General features: G+C 57.9%; 15 protein-coding genes, 3 rRNA genes and 1 pseudogene. 7 read left to right on the top strand and 12 right to left on the bottom strand.

The features are described from left to right. The first annotated feature begins 28 nt into the window (after positions 1 to 28). Positions 29 to 850 carry a maleate cis-trans isomerase family protein gene (locus LIX15_RS10310; RefSeq protein ID WP_227776845.1) on the top strand — a complete coding sequence of 274 codons (822 nt, stop codon included), beginning with the start codon at positions 29 to 31 and terminating at the stop codon, positions 848 to 850. A 49-nt stretch (positions 851 to 899) separates the two neighbouring features. Here the strand turns inward: LIX15_RS10310 and LIX15_RS10305 are convergent, their stop codons facing one another. The 4 genes and pseudogenes from LIX15_RS10305 to LIX15_RS33195 form a co-directional block, all read right to left on the bottom strand. Further along, entirely contained in the window at positions 900 to 1,664 is a 765-nt protein-coding gene (locus LIX15_RS10305) for a cytochrome b family protein (RefSeq protein ID WP_227776844.1), read from the bottom strand. A gap of 138 nt (positions 1,665 to 1,802) precedes the next feature. Next, complete coding sequence (locus LIX15_RS10300) at positions 1,803 to 4,166, bottom strand: cation:proton antiporter domain-containing protein (protein WP_227776843.1); 2,364 nt, start codon at positions 4,164 to 4,166, stop codon at positions 1,803 to 1,805. A gap of 113 nt (positions 4,167 to 4,279) precedes the next feature. Continuing rightward, the gene (locus LIX15_RS10295) at positions 4,280 to 4,444 is read right to left on the bottom strand and encodes a hypothetical protein (RefSeq protein WP_227776842.1); all 165 of its coding nucleotides are present in this window, start codon (positions 4,442 to 4,444) and stop codon (positions 4,280 to 4,282) included. Positions 4,445 to 4,819: 375 nt separating this feature from the next. Beyond that, positions 4,820 to 5,401: pseudogene (locus tag LIX15_RS33195) on the bottom strand (metal-dependent hydrolase). A gap of 216 nt (positions 5,402 to 5,617) precedes the next feature. Here LIX15_RS33195 and LIX15_RS10280 point away from each other — a divergent pair. Next, positions 5,618 to 6,826, top strand: coding sequence for a glycoside hydrolase 5 family protein (locus LIX15_RS10280; protein ID WP_227776839.1), 1,209 nt, complete (start codon positions 5,618 to 5,620; stop codon positions 6,824 to 6,826). A 62-nt stretch (positions 6,827 to 6,888) separates the two neighbouring features. Here the strand turns inward: LIX15_RS10280 and LIX15_RS10275 are convergent, their stop codons facing one another. The 6 genes from LIX15_RS10275 to LIX15_RS10250 all read right to left on the bottom strand — a co-directional run bounded on the left by LIX15_RS10275 (position 6,889) and on the right by LIX15_RS10250 (position 14,126). Then, positions 6,889 to 7,509, bottom strand: coding sequence for a right-handed parallel beta-helix repeat-containing protein (locus tag LIX15_RS10275; RefSeq protein ID WP_227776838.1), 621 nt, complete (start codon positions 7,507 to 7,509; stop codon positions 6,889 to 6,891). 104 nt (positions 7,510 to 7,613) lie between these two features. After that, positions 7,614 to 7,802, bottom strand: coding sequence for a hypothetical protein (locus tag LIX15_RS10270; protein ID WP_227776837.1), 189 nt, complete (start codon positions 7,800 to 7,802; stop codon positions 7,614 to 7,616). A 73-nt stretch (positions 7,803 to 7,875) separates the two neighbouring features. Next, positions 7,876 to 8,520 carry an outer membrane protein assembly factor BamB family protein gene (locus tag LIX15_RS10265; RefSeq protein ID WP_227776836.1) on the bottom strand — a complete coding sequence of 215 codons (645 nt, stop codon included), beginning with the start codon at positions 8,518 to 8,520 and terminating at the stop codon, positions 7,876 to 7,878. A 524-nt stretch (positions 8,521 to 9,044) separates the two neighbouring features. Beyond that, a 5S ribosomal RNA gene (gene rrf, locus LIX15_RS10260) occupies positions 9,045 to 9,166 on the bottom strand. Positions 9,167 to 9,300: 134 nt separating this feature from the next. Next, positions 9,301 to 12,218, bottom strand: a 23S ribosomal RNA gene (locus tag LIX15_RS10255). 437 nt (positions 12,219 to 12,655) lie between these two features. Further along, a 16S ribosomal RNA gene (locus LIX15_RS10250) occupies positions 12,656 to 14,126 on the bottom strand. The 16S, 23S and 5S rRNA genes sit together here, the layout of an rRNA operon. A 998-nt stretch (positions 14,127 to 15,124) precedes the next feature. Here LIX15_RS10250 and LIX15_RS10245 point away from each other — a divergent pair. The 3 genes from LIX15_RS10245 (at position 15,125) to hemG (ending at position 17,899) form a co-directional block, all read left to right on the top strand. Beyond that, positions 15,125 to 15,445: a winged helix-turn-helix transcriptional regulator gene (locus LIX15_RS10245; protein ID WP_227773635.1), complete on the top strand. Its 321-nt coding sequence runs from the start codon at positions 15,125 to 15,127 to the stop codon at positions 15,443 to 15,445. Between the two features lie 121 nt (positions 15,446 to 15,566). Beyond that, positions 15,567 to 16,616, top strand: coding sequence for a ferrochelatase (gene hemH / locus LIX15_RS10240; protein ID WP_227773634.1), 1,050 nt, complete (start codon positions 15,567 to 15,569; stop codon positions 16,614 to 16,616). Next, on the top strand, positions 16,589 to 17,899 hold the full coding sequence (gene hemG / locus LIX15_RS10235; RefSeq protein ID WP_227773633.1) for a protoporphyrinogen oxidase: 1,311 nt from the start codon (positions 16,589 to 16,591) through the stop codon (positions 17,897 to 17,899). Before hemH ends, hemG begins: the two co-directional genes overlap by 28 nt. Positions 17,900 to 17,997: 98 nt before the next feature. On the opposite strand, the gene LIX15_RS10230 is transcribed toward hemG, so the two are convergent. Next, complete coding sequence (locus LIX15_RS10230) at positions 17,998 to 18,660, bottom strand: helix-turn-helix domain-containing protein (RefSeq protein ID WP_227773632.1); 663 nt, start codon at positions 18,658 to 18,660, stop codon at positions 17,998 to 18,000. 84 nt (positions 18,661 to 18,744) lie between these two features. Here LIX15_RS10230 and LIX15_RS10225 point away from each other — a divergent pair, with 84 nt between their 5' ends. Next, positions 18,745 to 20,064, top strand: a complete 1,320-nt coding sequence (locus tag LIX15_RS10225) for a cytochrome P450 (protein WP_227773631.1) — start codon at positions 18,745 to 18,747, stop codon at positions 20,062 to 20,064. 44 nt (positions 20,065 to 20,108) lie between these two features. Here the strand turns inward: LIX15_RS10225 and hemE are convergent, their stop codons facing one another. After that, complete coding sequence (gene hemE / locus LIX15_RS10220; RefSeq protein ID WP_227773630.1) at positions 20,109 to 21,113, bottom strand: uroporphyrinogen decarboxylase; 1,005 nt, start codon at positions 21,111 to 21,113, stop codon at positions 20,109 to 20,111. Between the two features lie 119 nt (positions 21,114 to 21,232). On the opposite strand from hemE, the gene LIX15_RS10215 reads away from it, so the two are divergent. After that, positions 21,233 to 21,733 (top strand): hypothetical protein, encoded by a 501-nt coding sequence (locus LIX15_RS10215; protein ID WP_227773629.1) that lies wholly within the window; start codon positions 21,233 to 21,235, stop codon positions 21,731 to 21,733. Positions 21,734 to 21,797: the final 64 nt, after the last annotated feature.

Here is a 21,797-nt window from a genome sequence, read left to right as displayed (position 1 = left end):
GCGAAAATCGGGAACGGAGGTGGCGATAATGTTCGGCTGGCGCGCCCGTCTCGGCGTCGTCGTCCCGTCCTCGAACACGACCGTCGAAGGCGAGTTTCGGCGGGCGCTCCCCGACGGCGTGAGCCTTCACGCGGCCCGGATGCCCCTCGAATCGGTGACCGTGGCGGAGCTGGATTCGATGGCGGACGATGCGGTCGCCTGCGCGGAGCGACTCGCCCACGCGAACGTGGACGTGGTGGCCTACGCCTGCACGACCGGAAGCCTCCTGCACGGAAGCGGATTCGACGGCGACCTCGAACGGTCGCTGTCGGAGACGGCGGAAGTGCCCGCGGTCGCCACCGCGCTGTCGGTCAAACGCGCGCTGCGGGCGCTCGACGCCGAACGAATCGCGGTCGTGACGCCGTACACCGACGAACTGAACGACCGCGAGGAATCGTACTTGAACGACGCCGGATTCGACGTGGTCGAACTGGACGGACGCGGAATCGAGGCGAACATCGGAATCGGGACGCTGCGACCCGAAGACACCTACCGACAGGTTCGGAAAGTCGTTTCGGAACTCGAACTAAATTCGGATTCGAGTTCCCGGTCGGAGTCGAGTTCAAAATCAGATTCTGAACCGACTTCGAACTCGAAGTCGGAGTCGGCAGGCGATTCGAAACCGCTCGCCGACTCCGTAGACGCCGTGTTCGTCTCCTGCACGAACTACCGGACGTTTCCGTCGATAGAAGCGCTCGAAGCCGACCTCGGAATTCCGGTCGTAACGAGCAATCAAGCGACGCTCTGGGACGCGCTTCGGCGACCCGGCGTCGCCGGAGGCGCGCCGGGTCGTTTGGGTACCATCGACTGAGCGGAGGCTCGGTTTCCGTCGGTTTTCCAACGATACCGCCCGACCGCGCTCACTTCGGTGGGCGCAGTCGGTAGTAGCGTCGGTTGAGTTCGAACATGTATCCCTCGCGCATCGATTTGAGAATCGCGTAGGTCATGAGCCCGCCGACGAACGGAAGGAGCATCGTGAGGTCGAAGAGCAAGTTCGCGTCGATGGGGACGAGGTTCTGTACCGCGAAGGCGCTAATCGTGATGGCGAAAATAACGCCGAACACGCCGACCGCGGCCCAGAACGGCTCTTCGACCGGTCGCCGGGCGCTTCCTTTGTTCAGGAACGGGACGATGGCGATGACGCCGACGACGACGATGTTCGCGATGACGCCGTAGGTTCGGTCGGCCATCAGCTTATCCCCGCCGAGGACGGTGAGCTCCGGGTTCAGCGGCCCGAGTTTTAGCAGGCCGAACGACCAGTACAGATACCAGTCGGGAAGGATGATGAGCGGCGTCGAACTCGGGTCGGCCGGTGGGCCGAGATGAGGCGGAAGCGTCGCGGAGAGAAACAGAATCATTCCGACGAAAAAGCTCACGATGGAGAGGTTGCGAATCATCTCGTGGGGCCACGTCGGAAACGCCAGCACGTCACGCTCGACGTAGCTGGAGTCCTGTCGCAACTGCTGGTCTTCGTAGCGCGCGTGCTCGAAATATTCGTAGGTTAGGCGAGCTAGTCCCTGCGTTCGTTGCTTGCGTTCGAGCCACGTTGGTGATTCATCGTCCGGCGGAACGATGATTGAACCATCTGTGCGAAGTGCGTCATCCGTGTCGTTTGAATCCTCCATGCTAACATCCCCCATTCAGTTCGCACTAGATTTGAGTCGCTGTTCGCGTATGAATCTTTTCGAGAAATGCCCTTCGCGGAACGATTATCTCAATCTCGACGGTGATGACCGAAACGTTCCGGCCGAATGTTTCGCGTCCTACCGGGAGCTTACCACCGCGACCGAGCAGGGCGCATTTTTCAGCACGTATTCGACGTGATAGCCGAAAAACGCGCGCTGTGAGAGCGACCGGAGTTCGCTTCCGAGAACGATGAGGTCGACCTCGTTCGTCGTCGCTCGGTTGATTATCGCGCGCTCCGGATGGTCGTCCATAAGCACGTCGGTCAGCACGTTCGCACCGAGTTGCCGACCGAGCATCGCTTCTCGATCGGCGATTTCAGTGCCGATTTCGACCGCCTCGGACACGTCCGCCTCGCCGACGAACAGTTCTTGGAGTCGCCTGAGGTCGATGACGTGCACGACTTCCACCAATGCGTTGCAGTCGAGCGCGATTTCGAAGGCGATTTCGGCGGCGTGACGGCTGAATTCGGTTCCGACCGTTGGGACGAGAATTCGTCGAATCGGAACCGAGTCGAGCGGCCCGTTTCCGCTATCGACGTTGGCGTTCACGGCCATAACGGGCGTCGATGTCGCTTGAAGCACGTCTTCGATACCGAGGTCGAACAGCGGTCGTCCGTTGCCATCCCCGGGTCTACGACCCGTTTCGCCATTCTCCGTTTTCATTCCACCGTCTCTTGTTTCGCGGCCGGCTTCGCCATTCTCGGTTCCCATCCCGAGCACCAAGAAGTCGTATCCTCGGTGGAGTTCCTGGGTGACGGTCTCGCCGACTGGCCCCCGTCTGGGACGAACGCGATTGTGAACCATCTCCTCGGAAAGCGATAGCTGTTGCGTGGCGATGTCGAGACAGTTCTCTGCGACGGCGTTTTCGGTGTGATTTCTAGCCGAGGAGCCACCATTACTCCGCGGATCGGGCGTATTCGAACCGTGTTTGGAGAGGCGTCGGCGTATTCGGCTGACTATCGAACTACCTTTCGATTCGCTCGCGCCGACGACGTACATGTTCGTCACTTCAATATCTCGATTTCGGCCGATGTGCCCCAGCAACTGTGCGGCGAGTTGGGCGTGGACGCTACAGCGCGTCGGGAGCAGGACACGCGAGACCGACCCCAAAAAGCTCTGTTCATCTCGTTGTTTGCGCTGTAACCGTCGCTCTTCTTCGCCCGAAAGTTCGATGTGATCGATGGCGAAGCGGAGAATCGGCGGCGCGAACAGCGAAGTAACGATGGCGATGACGACGATTATCGTATACATCGTCTCGGTTAACACGCCGAGGCTGAGGCCGACGGTTGCGACGATGATTTCCAGCGCACCGCGGGCGTTCAATCCCGCCCCGATTGCGATGCCTTCCCAGTTCGACAGTCCAGCACCGCGCGCACCGACGAACGCGCCGATGAACTTTCCGGCGATGGCGACGGCTAACACGACGGCACAGACGAGCAGTATCGACGGCGTCGTGAGGGCCGTCAAATCGACGCGGAGTCCCGCCGTGGCGAAAAATATTGGGGCGAAGATACCCAGCGTGATGACTTCGAAGACGTGACGAACCCCTTGGTCGAACCGATTCACCCGCCCGACGAGAACGCCGACGACGAACGCGCCGAGGACGGCCTCCAGCCTGAGCGCGTGCGTAAGCGTCCCGACGCCCAGCGCGAGAATCATAACCGTCGTGACGAGCGAGAGGTCGCTGTTGAACGTGCTATCGACCCAGCGAATGAGGCGGGAAACGAGGCGGAGGCCGACGGTAAACGACAACAGGAGGAAAATAGCGAGGGAGATAATCGTCGTCCCCGCGGTCGTTATCGCCGTTTCCTCGGTGCCGCGCGCGAGTCCGGCGACGACGGCGAGGAGAATCCAGCCGACAGTGTCATTTATCATCCCCGAGGCGATGGTCAACTGGCTGATTTCGCGCTCGATGATACCGAGGTCGAGGAGAATTTTTGCGATGACGGGAATCGCGGAGATGGAGAGCGCGGTCGCGATGAAGAGGCTGAACACGAACCGGTTTCCGTCCGCCGTGAGGAACGTCGACGGAAGCACCCACGCGATACCGAATCCGAGGACGAACGGGACAACGATGCTCGCGCTCGCAATCGAGGTGGCTCTGCGGGCCCGACTGGCGATGAGGTCGAGGTCGGTTTCGAAGCCGGTGACGACCAACAGCATGAGCAGCCCGAGCCACGAAACCGCTTCGATCAGGTGATACTGCGCTGGGTTGGGCGGAAACAACGCTACGAAAAGACCCGGAAAGAGCGCTCCGAGTATTGACGGTCCGAGGACAATACCCGCGAGCAGTTCGCCCAACACCGACGGAAAATCGAAGTATCTAGCTACTTCGCCAAGAACGCGGGCCGTGAATAGGAGAATGAACAACTGCCCGAACAGAAAGAGCAGCTCGTGGCCTGCGAGCGGTGGAACGACGCTACTCGAATCGATGATAAGCACTGACACCCCTCCCGATACCCTATTCGACAACCTGACTGAAATACTCTTGTGGGCATGACGGTCGATGGTGCTCGATTTTCTCGCTCGTGCGTCATCGGCCGTTCACTCGTTACTCACTCTCGCATCAACAAGGTCAATCCGAGGAGGCAGGCCAGCAGAACGACGATGACGATTCGCGTGTTCGTGATATGTGCCATCTCTGTCATCGTGTTGACGAACGTCGTAAGCATAGTGACAATCGTGAGCAATTCTTTGAGCAACTGTGGCGTAACTTTCATGGTGGAAGGCCGAAGGGGGGAAGAGACTGTTTTTGCGGCAGTTCAGGTCGGCAGGTCGGATGACTCAAATTCCTAACTCGGACGAATCGCATTGTCGTACTGTGTCGCTTTGTTTCGCCGTTTCTCTCGCGTCGTGTGTCGTTTCGTTTCTCTCGCGTCGTGTGTCGTTTCGTTTCTCTTGCGCCGGGATCGGCGCACTCGTGTATGTACTGGCAGGCCTTATCAGCACCATCGACCGTTTTCGGTTCACGAACAGTCGAAACGGGTTAGAAACCAGCTAAGACGGCGAAAAATGGGGATTTGATGGGTGAAACGCGATACCGGTTGCGACGCACGCGAACCGTCGATGAACGAAATGAATGGGTTACGTTCGTCCTAAATCGTGCGAATGTTCGGGACGTCATCAGGAACCCCCAGTCGGTAGCACGTGTCGAGCGGGTATCGTCGATTTCCAGCGAGAACAAAGTGTATCCCGATGGCCACCGCGAGCAGTCCGAAGTTCCAGAACGGCGAATCAAGTAGATAACGTCGATGATGACGGGGTCGCTGTACACCGGCCAGAACGGCGACAGCGGGCGGCGATGTCGGGTGCCGAAAGCAGGTCCGCAAAGATGTGGCTGATACCGCCCGTGAGGAGACCACTGGTTACGAAAACGAATACCGTTTCGGGCGGAATATCGGTGCTCGTATCCACCGATTTGCGTTCAACGGTGCGGTGAGAATGCGCGCGTTGGCCGCTCCGCCGAGGATACTTACGATTCCGACGAACAACAGCGTGTGCGTGATACCGTGGTGAGAGACCAGAAGAACGTGCCGAAGGGGCAAATCCATGTCCGGAAGCATCGCCGTCACCAGCGCGAAGGCCGTAAATCCGAGTGCCCCACGCCGACCCCAAACGATCCACGCTGGCCCGGCGAACAACAGTGCCATCCCAAAATGCCCACTTACATCAACCATGCGAAAATCGAACGAATTGAGCAGTGATACTTGTTCCGACTGTTTGGAATATCTCTTCCGGCGGTACAATATAGATTTCGAGACGAGAAAGTATTCCGCGCCGTTGTGATGTCGGTTACACTCCGGTGTGTCACGACCACACAGATTTCATCGATTCAACCCGAGGGAGCCGTCACCGAGGGACAGTTTGTTCATCTTCGAGCGTGAACGCAAGGTATGAGCAGACGAGTTGGTCGCCGTCAGTTTCTCGCCGGTGTCGGTGCGAGTGCTGGCGGACTCCCGACAATCACCGGAAGTACGATATTCGGGACCTCCACTTCGAACCGAACCGGAAACCAGAAGAATCGTCACGTCGCGGTCAACCTCCCGCCGGAAACCGACGCGCCAGTGGACGTTCGCGGCGCTATTTACATCCCCGCACGGGCGTTCAATCGATATCAGATGTGGCGGGATTACGACCCCGAAATCATCGAACGGGATTTGGGTTACGCCGACAGCGTCAACTTAAACGCCATTCGGACGTGGATGAGCTACGAATACTGGCTCGAACATCCCGACGAGCACTGGGAGGCGCTCGAACACTTCCTTTCCACCGCCGACAGCTATGGCATGCGCGTGCTGCTCGGCCTGTTCGACAGCGTAGGGCGCGAACCTACCTACGAAAATCTCATCAACGACGATCCGCGAACCGCGGTGCAGGCGTTCTCACCCTCGACGAGAACTATGGCGAGCAAATCACTGTGGGACGATCCGCGCGATTTTATTGTCGAGTTCATGGAGCGCTATCGCAACGACGAGCGACTGCTGGCCATCGAACTGACTAACGAACCCGGTTGGAATGAGAAAGACATTCGGTTTTTCCGGCAGATGTCAAAAACGCTCACCCTATATCAGGGCGAACTCCCGCTTTCGATGGGTTCGACCAGTTTGGCGAACAACGCCGACTATCTCGAATGGGGGATGGACATCCTCCAGTTCCACTACAACTTCGCCCGGACGACAGACCTCTATGAGGGCGTGTTGCGGCAGGCGAACCACATTCAGGACAAGATCGGTGCCCCGGTGTGGCTTTCCGAGTGGCAGCGAATCCGTCCCGGCGATACATTCTTCGCGGAGGTGTCTGGCGAGGCCGCGGTTCCCGACTATGCCTCACTCGCGCCGACGATTCAACGATCCGGCATTGGGAACTTCTTCTGGTCGCTTATGGTTAAACCGGCGTTCTCGCTCTACCTCCGCGAACACGGCGTTCTCAACGGATTGTTTCACGAAGATGGCGCAGTGTGGGATTTGGACGATGCGAGCAGTATCAAGGCCATGTCCGGCGACCCCGAGTACGAGGGCGAAGAGCGGAAGGAGTACCCGGATTGGGCGGATATCATCAAGAAAAAAGCGGAGCAGGCACCCGGAGAGGAACAGCCCGAGTAAAGAAATATCTTAAATAACGAAACGACCCGAGTGACGAAAGCAACTCGAATGGCGGCTACGTGCTACACTTCGCCCGTCCCACGCGTGCTGTTTGCGGCGGAGTTATCGCGATACCGAGCTGACGTGAGATTCACCTGCTGGCTTCGGTTGTCAACGACGACGCCGAACAGATTGCGGGCGATCCACGTGTTTTTCACCGTGACGCCGGTGCTGTTCCACACCGTGATTCCGGTCGCGCTCCGAACAGTGCTCGCGTTTCGAATCGTCACGTCCGAAGCGTTGCGGAGGTGAATCGCGCGATTCCACCGCTCGACCCGAACAGAATGAATCGTCACGTTCGAGACGCCGGATTTGTTATCGACCACGATTCCCGTGGAGTCGGTGACCCCCCTCCCCAACATGGTGTGTCCGGAGCCGTTTATCCGAACGTCGCTCGAATTGATGACGAGGCAACTGCTCGCCAATCCGGTCGTGCCGCCGAAATCGTCGGTGAGAACGTACTCACCGGGCTCGGAAATCGTTCGGCAGTGGTCGAGCGCGGTCGGTTCGGCCGATTTCTCGTCGAGGCCGTCGTTCCACGGTAGTTCGACGAAACCAACTGCGAGGGTCAGTGCAACGAGGAGAATCAACGGGGCGACGAGGAGGAGTTTTCGCCCGATAGACGACGAATCGATGGAGACCATTCCTACCGGTAGTGTTCTTCGCTCTACGTATTAAATATCGTCGGCTACGACCGGCATCGAAAGCTATTATGTCCTCCGAAAGCCGGAGGATATATGCAAAATTATCATGGTATTTCAGTGGTGTTTTTCGGGTCGGTGTGCACGCGCACCCGACCTCGACGACCGCGCAACCAAAACGAACCGATGCTGTCCGGATTGGCCTTCTTTTGACGAGGGAAATACTCCACCCCGGAAAGGATTACAATGCGAACGACTGCAAGGAGTGAGCGACGGCATGCCGCGTCCAGCACCATATCCACAGCACCACCAACCACCATAGCACTACTTACCGCAGTTCACGACAGCAACGCACCGACACTCGACAGCCTATTTCTCACTGATTGCTCTGAGTTGGCCATCGGACGCCCCAGTGAAAACGCGACCACCGGCAACCGCTGGAGACGAGTCCACGTATGGGTCGTCCTCGCGCTCGCCCTTGAAATTGAGTCGCCACGCGTTTTCGCCATCGACCGTCACTGCCGAAACGCCGTGTCTGCACCCGACGTAGACGACGCCGTCCGCGACCGTGGGCGACGATTCGACGCTGTTGCATTCGCCGAAATCGTCGTAGTGCCACAATTCGTCCCCGGTTTTCGCATCGAAAGCGAGCACAGCGCAGGCCTCGAACTGCTCTTCGTCCTCCGGGTCGGTGACGACGAGCGGACTGTCACCTACCGTCCCGACGAAAACCCGCCCGTCTGCGACGACCGGCGAGGACGAACTAAATCGGTGAGCGACATCGACCTTCCATCGCTTACTTCCGTTCGCGACGTCCACCGCGTAGAACCACTTTCCCCACATTCCGGCGTAGAGAATGCCATCGACGACGGCAGGTGCCGACGAGACGTACCCGTCGGTGTCGAACTTCCAGATTCGCTCGCCGGTGTTCGTATCGACCGCGCAGATACCGCCGTGGTCGCCCGTTTCCGTCGTGTAAACAACGTCGTCCACCAAGACCGGTGAACTGTTCATCGTCGGCGTTCCGGCGTCGAAAAATCATTCAACTCGCGGGTTTCGCGCGGGAGCGCTCGCAGTCGATGCCGAACCGTGATTTCCCGCATCGCGGCCGAAGCACGGCCACGAATCCCCCTCGCCCGTTGATTCGATGGTCGCGTCCCGCGTGGACGGAGACTACCCTAGTTTCGACTCGGTGAGACAGCCCGCAACCGTTACCATCCCACCGAGCGCCACGATTGCTCGACGGCGCGACCATCGCTCGCCGTTCGACGCTTTATCGTCGTTCATAGTTCTCGAGAGATGTGTTACGTGAAAAACATCACGAAGGATAAATAACCGCTGTACCGAAACGTCGGCGCGTCGGTGCGAAATTTCTCTCCGAAATTCGGGAGTATGCACGAGAGGTATAGTAATGACTGCTTGAAGCGGTGTGACAGCGTACAAAAATAACGAAATCCCAGCTTTCTATAGTTCTAATAAATAGCGAAAACCCACCGAGAGCTGCTGCTCATCGGTGGGTAATGAATGAGAGTATGAGTGGGAGGCGGCGAATCGAATTTCCCAGAGGCTCGCGCACTCCAGTACTGATCGAAACGCAGACAGGCTTAACTACCGTGTTCGGGATGGGTACGGGTGTGGCCCTGTCGCTGTGGCCGCCTTAACGTCAACTCACGGAATCGAACCGTGACGTGGATACCAATCGTTGATGGTTCATTTGAACCGTATGTAGTGTGTGCAATCCAGTTTGCGCCTGGACTCACACGCGTGTGCGTGTGAATTCCAATATGCGGTATGATTGTGTGGCATTGACCTGTTAGTTCTCGCGGACTGAACGCCTCGTTGCCTCGGCGCGTACATCCCGAGCCTATCGAACTCGTCTTTTACGAGTGGTCTCAGGTGGTATCTCTTTTCCAGGTGGGTTTCGAGCTTAGATGCATTCAGCTCTTACCCCGTGGTGCGTGGCTGCCCAGCACGCGCTCTTTCGAACGACTGGTACACCAGTGGCACCCATTCGTAGTTCCTCTCGTACTATACGAACGTTCCCGTCAGATACCGTAACACCCCCAATAGATAGCAGCCGACCTGTCTCACGACGGTCTAAACCCAGCTCACGACCTCCTTTAATAGGCGAACAACCTCACCCTTGCCCGATTCTGCACGGGCAGGATGGAGGGAACCGACATCGAGGTAGCAAGCCACCGGGTCGATATGTGCTCTTGCCGGTGACGACTCTGTTATCCCTAAGGTAGCTTTTCTGTCATCAATGGCCCGCATCAAGCAGGCTCATTGGTTCGCTAGACCACGCTTTCGCGTCAGCGTCCCTCGTTGTGTAGGACACTGTCAGACTTCCTTATGCTCTTGCGCTCTTCTCCGAGTCTCCGACTCGGGTGAGGAAATCTTGGGGCGCGCTCGATATCTTTTCGAGCGCGTACCGCCCCAGTCAAACTGCCTGGCTACCGGTGTCCTCCGCCAGGAGTGAGGGTCACAGTCACTACCGGGTAGTATTTCACTGATGCCTCGGTGGCCCGCTAGCGCGGGTACCTGTGTAATGGCTCCTACCTATGCTGCACAGTAGCGACCGTGTCCCAGCGACAGCCTGCAGTAAAGCTCTATAGGGTCTTCGCTTCCCCTTGGGGGTCTCCAGACTCCGCACTGGAACGTACAGTTCACCGGGCCCAACGTTGGGACAGTGACGCTCTCATTGATCCATTCATGCAAGCCGCTACTGAAGCGGCAAGGTACTACGCTACCTTAAGAGGGTCATAGTTACCCCCGCCGTTAACGGGTCCTTCGTCCCATTGTACTGGGTGTTCAGATACCCGCACTGGGCAGGATTCAGTGACCGTACGAGTCCTTACGGATTTGCGGTCACCTATGTTGTTACTAGACAGTTGGAGCGTCCGAGTCACTGCGGCCTGCCCTTATACAGGGCAGGCATCCCTTATCGCGAACTTACGGGACTAACTTGCCGAATTCCCTAACGTCGGTTGATCCCGACAGACCTTGGCTTTCACCGCCAGAGTACCTGTGTCGGATCTCGGTACGATTAACACACTCGTCTTTTCACGGGCCCCGGGTACCATCAACTTGCGCTATCTCAACATTCATCCGCTTCCTGCCATTACGGCTTCCACGGATTTTGATGATTCGACCGGGCGAAAGCCCGGCTTGATGTTTCCTGAGGCGTCGACTTTGAATGGTGTTAGCACTGGAATATTAACCAGTTTCCCTGTTGTCCCACTCGAATTGCGATGGGACTTAGGATCGGCTAACCCTCAGCTGATAAGCATTGCTGAGGAACCCTTACTCGTTAGGTCGTCGGGGTTCACACCCGACTAACGCTGCTACTATGGCCAGGATTTTCTATACTGAACGGTCCATACGAACTCTCGCCCGCACTTCCACCCATTCAGAATGCCAACCTACTGGATCACTCGATCAAGAGTGCCGCTAGGTCTCGGTAGTGAACTTGAGCCCCGATCATTTTCGGCGCCGCAAACCTCGGCCGGTAAGCTGTTACGCTATTCTTAGAGGGTAGCTGCTTCTAAGCTCACCTCCCGGCTGTTTAGGGCTTGCGACCACCTTCAATCGCACTTAGCTCACATTTGGGGACCTTAACCCAGCTCTGGGTTGTCTCCCTCACGGTACACAGGCTTACCCCGCGCACCGGATTCCCCGCGTCAACAACGTCCGTAAGTTTGGAGTTTGACAGGGAGGCCGACTCCTCTCGGAGGCGGCGTTCCCAATCGGTCGCTCTACCTCACGGACTATCTCTACGGAGGTCATGCTTCGACATGTTTCGGTTGGAACCAGCTGTTGCCGGATTCGATGGGCCTTTCACCCCTACACATAGGTCACGAGAGGGTATTGTAGGACACCAACTCTAGCAGGCCTCCACGTGGCTTTCGCCACGCTTCGCCTTGCCCATGCGTAGATCATCCGGTTTCGGGTCGTACCCCAATGACTCCCCGCCCTTGAAGACGGTGACCCTCGCGCAAAGCGCTGCGGTCGTATTGGTTTCCCTGTGCCTGCCCCGATACTCGGGTTAGGCTCGCCATTATGATACACTCCCTGGCTCGTTTTTCAAAACGTACGACAGAACATCGGCTCCCAACAGTTCCTACTGGGGGTTTGCACCCGGTTCGTTTTCTGTTGGGCCTTGTATGCCCTGTCGCTCCATCGCCACTTGATTTCAGGCCCTATTTCACCTCTCTTTTCGAGGTGCTTTTCAGCGTTCGCTCACGCTACTTGTTCGCTATCGGTCTCAAGACGTATTGAGTCTTCGCGGTCGATGCCCGCGATATTCACAAGGGATTTCCGACCCCTGCTACTCGGGAACTGACGCACAGCGTACTGGTCTATCGTACGGGATTGTCACCCTGTTTCATGCTCCGTTCCAGAAGACTTCTGATAGAGGTTCGACTGATGATTGTCAGTCCATACACCACATTGCCCGAAGGCTTCGGTTTGGACTGTGTCGGGTTCACTCGCCGTTACTAGCGACATCGCGTTTGCTTTCTTTTCCTGCCGATACTGAGATGTTTCAGTTCTCGGCGTTCCCCATTGCGCGAAGCAATTGCGGTGGGGATTCCCATTCGGAAATCTGCAGTTCTTAGTCTCCGTGCGACTCCCTGCAGCTTTTCGCAGCTTGGCACGTCCTTCGTCGGCGCTTGAGCCGAGCCATTCACCAAGTGGCACAGTAGCCACGTAATAATAATAATTGGATTGGATTCACTGTAATAACTCACACGTGTGTGAGTCCAGTGGACGCCTGGATTGCACGTACATACGGTTGTCATCGCACGACACAGTGGTCGCTGAGTGCGTGCGTCGAACCCTTCCCAACCACGTTTTCACGGGTTGGTGCATCGGTTGTAGGGATTGGTTCATTTCGCCCCCTTATACTTAAGGGACGCGATTCGAACCAATCCACGGAACGGCTCCCCACGGGAGTCGAACCCGAGTTCTGCTGCGGAACAGCAGCGCTCTCCAACGAGCGGAAGCTACCCTCTGTTGAGGGCGTGGAACAGCCTTGGTAGTTCAAAGGTGCCTCGTCGGGAGACGAGTGGTTTCTCGAAGTGAGTTGCCATCCGTCAGTAAAAACTGACGGGTTAAGGTGGGTTGGGTCGTCGACCCAATCCCGGTCGTTAGGAGGTGATCCAGCCGCAGATTCCCCTACGGCTACCTTGTTACGACTTAAGCCCCCTTGCGAAGCCCAGATTCGACCATCGCCTGATGGCCTCATCCGGACCTCACTCGGGTGCTTTGACGGGCGGTGTGTGCAAGGAGCAGGGACGTATTCACCGCGCTCTGCTGAAGCGCGATTACTACCGAATCCAGCTTCATGAGGGCGAGTTTCAGCCCTCAATCCGAACTACGACCGAGTTTCGGAGATTAGCGCCCCCTCTCGGGGTTGCAACCCATTGTCTCGGCCATTGTAGCCCGCGTGTAGCCCAGCACATTCGGGGCATGCTGACCTACCGTTGCCCGTTCCTTCCTCCGCTTTAGCAGCGGCAGTCTCCGTAATGTACCCAGCCACCACAAGGGTGCTGCTGGCAATTACGGACGCGGATCTCGCTCGTTGCCTGACTTAACAGGATGCCTCACGGTACGAGCTGACGGCGGCCATGCACCTCCTCTCAAAAGCTCTAGTAAGCTCATCAAACTGACCGTCACAGCTATTGTCGGTGCTGGTGAGATGTCCGGCGTTGAGTCCAATTAAACCGCAGGCTCCTCCGGTTGTAGTGCTCCCCCGCCAATTCCTTTAAGTTTCATCCTTGCAGACGTACTTCCCAGGCGGCTCGCTTACGTCTTCACTGTGGCACAGCACAGGCTCGTAGCCTGTGCCACACCTAGCGAGCATCGTTTACAGCTAGGACTACCCGGGTATCTAATCCGGTTCGTGACCCTAGCTTTCGTCCCTCACCGTCGGGTCCGTCCTCCCAAGGTGCTTTCGCGATCGGTGGTCCGTCTAGGATTACAGGATTTCACTCCTACCCCAGACGTACCCCTTGGGTCTTCCGGCCCCAAGCCAGCTGGTTTCCGCCGGACGCCTGCTCGTTGAGCGAGCAGATTTCCCGACGGACCTGTCTGGCAGGCTACGGACGCTTTAGGCCCAATAATATTGGCCATCACTTGAGCTGCCGGTATTACCGCGGCGGCTGGCACCGGTCTTGCCCAGCTCTTATTCGTGTACCACCTTACGATACACAAAAGCGAGGACTATATGCCCTCGCACTTGGAGTTCCCTTATCGCACTGTCGTGCAGTGTAAAGTTTTCGCGCCTGCTGCGCCCCGTAGGGCCTGGATTCTTGTCTCAGAATCCATCTCCGGGCTCTTGCTCTCACAACCCGTACCGATTATCGGCACGGTGGGCCGTTACCCCACCGTCTACCTAATCGGCCGCAATCACATCCTATAGCGCCGGAGCGTTTCCAGCTCCCGGTGTTCAAACGTAGGAGCGTTATCTGGTATTAGCCTCAGTTTCCCGAGGTTATTCCAGTCTATAGGGCAGTTTGATCACGTGTTACTGAGCTTTCCGCTACGAGTCTAAGCTCGTGCAACTAGCATGGCTAAATCGAACTCCAATAGCAATGGCCTCTGGCAGGATCAACCAGAATGCCGCTGGACGAATGTCCAGCATGTTAGGCGGAGACACTCTCAGAAGAGAGTGTATCACATATCACACGTTCGAGACACCACATCGGTAAACCGACAAGGTGTCACCGAACTACCAAGGCTAACATCAGATTCCATCGTGTACGGCTGACCGCAGGGGTGGAATCCTCATTTTCTTCGGACTTGATGAAAGGCGAGGAAGGGTATTAAACCCTTCGAACCTTTGTTGTCCGAGATTGCGAGACGGTTTGAACGCCTCGCAGATCGCGTGTTGAGTCTTTCTTCGCGTTCATATCCGAGGCCCCTGTTGTATTTAAGGGCGTCGGATTTCGCTCGCCCTTGGCGAGTGTCGCCGAGGGCGCGTGTCACATCCAATCCGAATCGCCTTGGTTACTTAAAGGCACCGGATTGGATGTGTTTTGGTCGTCCCGAACCGTGGGACGCCGTCGACATTACATCCGAATGCCCCCATACACTTAAGGGCGTTGGATTGGGTTTTCTTTCGCCCGACTCCGACTTTCAGCCACGAGGCGTGGGAGTCGAGCGGCCACCCGGTGGAGAACACCGTGCGACCTTCGCATTTGTACGAATGGCAGGTATACATTTAAGGCCGTCGAACGAGATGTTCTTTGGGAAGTCTCGACACGTCACACTCAGTAATCGTACAATAACGGCCACCGTATTTCGTTCGTAATGGGCACATACGCGTGCGAAAGTACTCTATAACGTTCTTCATCGAGAACAAATTGGTTCACGAATTTTTCTTTATTAAGGTTCGAAAACTGATTTTGTCCGAGAATAGTTACGACGAATGACCAGAAAACAATCATATATTATCAGGCAAACAACGATGGTGGCGGACGACAACCCGGACGCGCCTCAATGAGGAGTACAAAGCCACGAATCCGAGAATCGAGAGAATGTAGTATCATTTCGCAACCTGATTCGAGCCCGAACCAATATATAGATTCGCGGACATAGCCGTAATTGGAGTATTTGAATGTCATCAACATCGGCAGACCACGAGAAAAACGTCTGTTGCGTCGTCGAATCGTTCGAGCAAATCGGGTCGCAGTGGCGGCTCGTCGTCCTCCACGACCTCCAAGAGGGTGAAAAACGGTTCAACGAACTCAAACGCTCCACGGGAGCGAGTTCTCGGACACTGTCGCGCGTGCTGGACGACCTCGGCGAGATGGGCTTCGTCAGCCGCAGGACCGAAGCCGACGCACCGATTGCGACCTACTACAGTTTGAGTGACAAGGGTCGTTCACTCGCCCCCGTTTTCGAGGAAATCGGAACGTGGGCTGCGGAGTGGCTTTAGTTCGCCATCAACAACATGCAACAGTAGACGGTCGCTTCCGGCAGTGAACAAGGCACACCGTGGAAACGATTCTCGTTCCGCAAACGACAACTATTCGGCGCATCCGTCCTGAGAACCGATTATGACAACCGGCGTCGTTGTACTCAACTTCGGGGAACCGGCGGAACCGACGCGAGACAACGTTCTCGATTATCTGGAGCGCATCTTCATGAACAACGCCGATTTGGAAGGCGACACCACCGAAGCGGAAGCGCGCGAGCGTTCCCGACAGCTCGCCGAACGCCGCGTGTCGAGCCTCATCGAGGAGTACGAGAAAATCGGCGGCTCCCCTCTCGACCCGCAGGCGAAGGCGCAGACCGACGCGCTGCAGGCCGAACTCGACGAGCGGAACCTCGACGCGAAGACCTACGTCGGCATGCAGTTCACGGAACCGTTCATCGCCGACGCAGTGGAACAGGCCCACGAAGACGGCGTAGACGAACTCGTCGGTCTCCCAATTTATCCACTCTGTGGTGCATCCACCACGGTCGCTTCACTCGAAGAGCTGACTGATGCCGTCGTCGGACTGGACTGGGACGTGCCGATTCACGAGGTTACGGGCTGGCACAAACATCCGACCTACAATCGAATCCGGGCGAGCAACATCCGGCGGTACGCCGACGAGCAGGGGCTCAACATCGCGGCCGACGACACGGAACTGGTCTTTTCGGCACACGGAACGCCGACCCACTATCTGGACGAAGGCAGTCGATACGACACCTACGTGGACGAGTTCTGTACCGTGATGGCGAGCGAACTCGGCGTTGAATCTTACTCTCTCGGCTTCCAGAATCACGGCAACCGAAAAATTCCGTGGACGGAACCCGAGGTCGAAGACGCGGTCACCGAAGTGGACGCAGAGCGCGTCGTCGTCGAACCGATTAGCTTCATGCACGAACAGAGCGAGACGCTGTCGGAGTTGGACGACGAACTCCGCGAGGAGGCCGAAGCGATCGGCCTGGACTTCTACCGGGTTCCGGTTCCGCACGACGACGAGCGGTTTTCCGGTGTTCTCGCCGACCTCGTGGAACCGTTCGTCGCGGATTTCGACCCCTCCTACTATCAGTTCCGACAATGCCAGTGTAAGGACACGCCGGGCACGATGTGCCTGAACGCCCCGTTCGACCGATGACGGTCGGTATCGTCGGAGCGGGCATCACGGGCCTCGCGCTCGCCCATCACCTCGAAAAGGCGGACATAGAGTATGTCGTTCTCGAAGCCGATTCGGAACCCGGCGGCGTCATCCGAAGCGATCGGGTCGACGGCCATCTGCTGGAATGGGGACCACAGCGACTTCGCAGAACCGAACCGGTAGACGAACTCATCACCGACCTCGGAATGGACGACGAAGTCATCGAAGCTGGAGAAACGAAACTGTTCGTCTACGCCAACGGGAAACTCCGGCGAGCACCCTTCTCAATCGAGGAATTCGGCAAAACCGACCTCCTCTCGTGGCGCGGCAAACTCGACGTGCTGAAAGAGCCACAAACCGACCCGGCAGACCCCGATGAAACCGCCGCGGAACTGTTCACTCGAAAGTTCGGCGAGGAAGCCTACCGAAATCTCATCGGCCCGCTGTTCGGCGGCATTTACGGGTCGGAACCCGAACAGATGCCCGTCAAGCACGCACTCTCCGGCGTTCTCCTGATGGAGCAAAAGTACGGCGATCTGCTCACCCCGGTTCTCAAGCGTGCGATGGCGGGCGGAACGTCCGCGCCCGCGATTTCGTTCGAGGAGGGTATTCAGCGACTCCCGGAAGCGCTCTCCGACGCGCACGCCGAAAACGTCCACCTCGAAACCGCAATCAGCGAAATCCGACAGTCGGACGACGGCTACGTACTCGAAACCGACGGAGCAGAGTTCGCCGTGGACGATGTCGTCCTCACTACCGCCGCAGAAGCGAGCGCCGACCTCCTCGAAAATCTCACCGATTCGGCGGAGAGCCTCACCGAACTCAACTACAATCCCCTCGCGCTGGTTCACCTCCGTGCCGACTGCGACAGGGAAGGATTCGGCTATCAGGTACGCCACGACGAGGGACTCGAAACCCTCGGCGTTTCGTGGAATGCGAGCATGTTCGACAGGGACGGAGTTTATACGGTGTTCCTCGGCGGGATGAAAAACCCCAAACTGGTCGAGGAAAGCGACCAAACACTCGGCGAAACCGCCCGAACCGAGTTCAACGACGTGATGGACGCCGATGCGGATGTGGTGAGCGTCGCACGCCTCGGCCGTGGATTCCCGGCCTACGACGCTTCGTGGAACGCGCTGGACAGACTCGAAACGCCCGACGGAATCCATCTTGCAACGAACTACACCGCCAGAATGGGTGTTCCGAGTCGGATTCGGGAGGCCAAGGGGTTGGCGACGACGCTAGCCGAGTCGCACGCGACTCGGCCAGCAGATAGGGAGTAGTAAAGACAGACCTCCAAAAAGAGAAACGGACCGCAAGAAAGGTCGGCGTAGATTTATGAGGTAAAGCGAAACCAATTCCGGTCGGTGATTCAGATGAACTAGCCGTCGATTCCGAGCGCGTCCGACACGAGTGTCGATTCGGCCTTTCGGAGGTGTTCCGCGACCGTACTGGGAGCGATATCGAGAACGACAGCAACCTCGTCCTGCGTAGCTCGCCGCGGGTTCTCGTAGTATCCCATCTCGGCGGCCGTGCGGAGAGCGTCCCGCTGACGGTCGGTGAGTTGCTGGCGTCCCGAATTTCCAATCCATCCGTCGCCGATGGACAGCACGGTCACGTCCGCGAGATCTCCCGCCATCCTCACGGCCCGTTGGAGGTCGGTGCTCGTGCCGACGAGCGTAAATTCGACGTATCCCTCGTGGTGGAACTGTATCGGGAGCGTAGCGACTAGCGTGTCCTCGGTGAACACGTCCTGAAATCGCCGTTGATCGACCATTTCCTGTTCGGCTTCGCGGACGTACACGTAGGTCAAACCGTCTTCGACGGTCGTCACGTCGAACGACCGAATCCCGTCGCGGGCGGCAAACGCCGACCGAATCGCCGCCTCGTCGCCAGCGATGGAAAACAACTCCGTCGGGTCGGTCGGGTCGATACCGCCAGACAGCAGAACCGCGGTGCCGAGTTCGGGTGTCGATTGAACCGCGCGGTGGACGGCATTGGTCAGTTCCATCGGAGGGTGAATTCGAAGGCGAGCGCGTTTCATCGGGAGGGTTGTGTCGGCTCCATATATAAACAGCCGTCCATACTCGGCGCGAGATTCGATTGGCCGCCGTGAGTATCTCCAGCCATGACAGACGCTCGTGAAGCGCCGTCACCCGATGGATTACCGCTCGTCGGCCACGCCTACGGATACACCCGCGATCCGCTCGGATTTGTGGAACGAACCGTCGAAAGCCACGGCGGAGTCGTCTCGCTTTCCATGCCCGGCTACGACGTCGTCCTGCTCGCGAACCCCACAGCAATCGAGCACGTGCTGGTTCACAATCACGAAAATTACTGCAAGGGCGAGTTCCAGCGCAAGGAGCTAGAAGGCCTTCTCGGCGACGGTATCCTCATCAGCGAAGGCGACCGCTGGAAAGAACAATACGAACGCATCCAACCGGCGTTCTATCCCGGTCAAATTGCGAAGTACACGGACGTAATGACGGAGCGAACCGAGGAGTACTTGAACCGATGGGAGAACCGCGATTCGCTCGTCCTCACCGAATCACTGCCGGAGTTAACCCTCGACATACTGGGGTTGGTGCTGTTCGACACCGACCTCCGGGAAGCGACGGAAGTTCGGGAGACGGCCATCGCCGTCACGGAACGATTCGAACCCGATCCACGAATTCCGGTTCACATTCCCGATTGGGTGCCAACGCCGCGAAATCGCCGCTACCTGCGGGCGGTTTCGCGGCTCGAATCGTTCGTCGTCGAACTCATCGAATCGCGCCGAACGCGAGACGACGGCGGAAAAACGGAAGAACGGAGAGACCTCCTTTCGGCGCTCGTCGAGTCGAAGATGTCCAATACAGAAATTCGTGATCAGTTGATAACGTTCCTCATCGCCGGACACGAGACGACGGCGCTCGCGCTCACCTACACGCTCTACCTTCTCGGGAACCACCGCGACGAACAGGCGCGGGTTGCGGAGGAAGTCAGCCAACTCGACGGGTTGGCTACTATCGGCGACGATCTCCCGCGAACCGACCGCACGATTCGGGAAGCGGTGCGACTCTATCCGCCGGTCTCCCTTCTGATGCGCGAGGCAATCAGGGACGACATCGTCGGAGGCTACGAGATTCCGGAAGGGGCGCTCGTCCTCTGTTCGCAGTGGGCGACGCATCGTCGGAGGAAATTCTACGACGACCCGGAATCATTCCGGCCAGCGCGGTGGACGGCCGACAAAAACCGACCGGACTACGCGTATTTCCCATTCGGCGGCGGCCAGCGCCAGTGTATCGGCCGCCGGTTTGCACTGCTGGAAGCGAGGCTGATTATGGCGAGCCTGGTCAAACGGTTTCGGGTTCGAACCATCTCGCCGAGGAAGTTGGATTTGGTCGCGGCGATGACGCTCGCACCTGCGACCCCCGTGGAAGTCGAACTGCGGAGTCGGATGAAATGAAAAATTCGGAGCCGAGAACCCGAAATTCGACGTAAAATTGAGCGTTAGCGGTCGATTTCCTTCGCGGCATCGACGAACGCTTTCGCGTTTTCGACGGGTGTCGTTCGGTCGATTCCGTGCCCGAGGTTCAGGATGTGCCCCGAATCGCCCGCTTTCTCGATGACTTCGTGGGTTCTCTCCCGGATGAATTTAGGGTCGGAGAGCAAGTACGACGGGTCGAGATTACCTTGAACCGGTGTAGCTCCCAGTTCGGCGCGAGCGTCGGCCATATCTATCGTCCAGTCTAATCCGACCACGTCGGCACCGGACTCTCGAAGCAGGTCGAGTTTGCCGCCGGGGTGACGCGCGAAGACGATGGAAGGCACGTCGATAGCGCCGAAAATTCGCTGGTGAAGCGGCAGGATGAACTCGCGGTAGTCGTCCGGCGTCAGTACACCCGCCCACGTGTCGAAGAGTTGGACGACATCCGCGCCGTGTTCGACCTGATACTCGACGTACTCGCAAACGACGTCGGTGAACGCCTCGAGCAGGTCACGGAAGGCGTCGGGATGGTTTGCTCGGAATCGGCGAATCGATTTTCGGGAGGTCGGTTCGTCGCCGACGACGTAGGACGCGAGGGTGTACGGCCCGCCAGCGAAACCGATGATGCTGGATTGGTCGCCGACGCTGTCCTGAAGGCGGGTAAGTAGTTTCCCGACGTAGTCGATTTCGCTGGCCACGTCGGCGGATTCCGTCGGCACGTCGTCGGGACTCGTGACCGGATTCGAGACGACGGGGCCGACCCCGCTTTCAATGTGATAGTCGAAGCCGAGCGGTTCGAGGACGGTGAGGATGTCCGAGAACATGACCAGTCCGTCGGGTTCAAACAGTTCCCACGGAAGCAACGTGATTCGCTCCGCGACTTCCGGCGTTTTGATTGCCTCCTTGAAACTGTACTGTTCGCGGATGTCGCGGTACTCGGGGATGTACCGGCCGGCCTGTCGCATCAGCCAAACCGGTGGGCGCTCGGTGCGTTCGCCGCGTGCCGCACGAACCAACAGGTCGCTCATGGGACGAGATTGGTCGGACGGCGTCTAAGCGTTTCGAAGGCCCGCAGGGACGAGTAACCGGTCGCTGGAAAGACCATCGACCGGTGGACGTAATTCCGTGCGTTGCGTAGTCGTCCCCCGTGGTTAACGCGTTCTGGCTCGACAGAAATCTCGAACAGACGGCGCGGTGGTTGGTCAATAGTCACGTCACGAGTAGCGTCTTCGAATGTTCGATGGTGCTGACGACCGCGGTACAGCTTCGCGGGTACGACGAAGAAGGACTGTCGTTCACCCATTCGAAGCACCCGCTAACGCAGTGGGCCGCCCGGGCGCTCGAAAATTGGGAGTATCTTCGGGAATACACGGCGTGCGCTCACGAAGAGTGGCGATACCGGTGGAATCACGGACTGGACGAATATCACGGTTCGTGGGCAGGCGTCCGCCGACTGAACGACGACCGAATCGCGGCGCTCGATTGGACGGGCAATCCCGGCGACCCGCCGCAGGTGGTCGGCGATTGGAGGACCGACGACTACGTGGACGCGTACCGCCTGTACTACGCCAACGAAAAGCGCCACCTCTTCGAATGGGCGAAAAACCGCCGCCCGCCACCGTGGCTGGACGAGTATCGACGCGAGTGAACCGCCTTCGTTCCGGATATTCGAAAATTCGAAATTCGGGGAAGGTGGAATGGACGTCGAGGAG

Origin of the sequence: Haladaptatus pallidirubidus, assembly GCF_020700235.1 — an archaeon.
Taxonomy (GTDB): domain Archaea; phylum Halobacteriota; class Halobacteria; order Halobacteriales; family Haladaptataceae; genus Haladaptatus; species Haladaptatus pallidirubidus.
Note: the sequence above shows the minus strand (reverse complement) of the source record. Positions and strands in the feature narration are given on the sequence as shown.

What these genes read in the sequence shown, in the direction of transcription:
- LIX15_RS10310 (WP_227776845.1), top strand. Translation starts at nt 29, where the DNA reads ATGTTCGGCTGGCGCGCCCGTCTCGGCGTCGTCGTCCCGTCCTCGAAC.
- LIX15_RS10305 (WP_227776844.1), bottom strand. Translation starts at nt 1,664, where the DNA reads ATGGAGGATTCAAACGACACGGATGACGCACTTCGCACAGATGGTTCA.
- LIX15_RS10295 (WP_227776842.1), bottom strand. Translation starts at nt 4,444, where the DNA reads ATGAAAGTTACGCCACAGTTGCTCAAAGAATTGCTCACGATTGTCACT.
- LIX15_RS10280 (WP_227776839.1), top strand. Translation starts at nt 5,618, where the DNA reads ATGAGCAGACGAGTTGGTCGCCGTCAGTTTCTCGCCGGTGTCGGTGCG.
- LIX15_RS10275 (WP_227776838.1), bottom strand. Translation starts at nt 7,509, where the DNA reads ATGGTCTCCATCGATTCGTCGTCTATCGGGCGAAAACTCCTCCTCGTC.
- LIX15_RS10270 (WP_227776837.1), bottom strand. Translation starts at nt 7,802, where the DNA reads ATGGTGCTGGACGCGGCATGCCGTCGCTCACTCCTTGCAGTCGTTCGC.
- LIX15_RS10265 (WP_227776836.1), bottom strand. Translation starts at nt 8,520, where the DNA reads ATGAACAGTTCACCGGTCTTGGTGGACGACGTTGTTTACACGACGGAA.
- LIX15_RS10245 (WP_227773635.1), top strand. Translation starts at nt 15,125, where the DNA reads ATGTCATCAACATCGGCAGACCACGAGAAAAACGTCTGTTGCGTCGTC.
- hemH (WP_227773634.1), top strand. Translation starts at nt 15,567, where the DNA reads ATGACAACCGGCGTCGTTGTACTCAACTTCGGGGAACCGGCGGAACCG.
- LIX15_RS10230 (WP_227773632.1), bottom strand. Translation starts at nt 18,660, where the DNA reads ATGAAACGCGCTCGCCTTCGAATTCACCCTCCGATGGAACTGACCAAT.
- LIX15_RS10225 (WP_227773631.1), top strand. Translation starts at nt 18,745, where the DNA reads ATGACAGACGCTCGTGAAGCGCCGTCACCCGATGGATTACCGCTCGTC.
- hemE (WP_227773630.1), bottom strand. Translation starts at nt 21,113, where the DNA reads ATGAGCGACCTGTTGGTTCGTGCGGCACGCGGCGAACGCACCGAGCGC.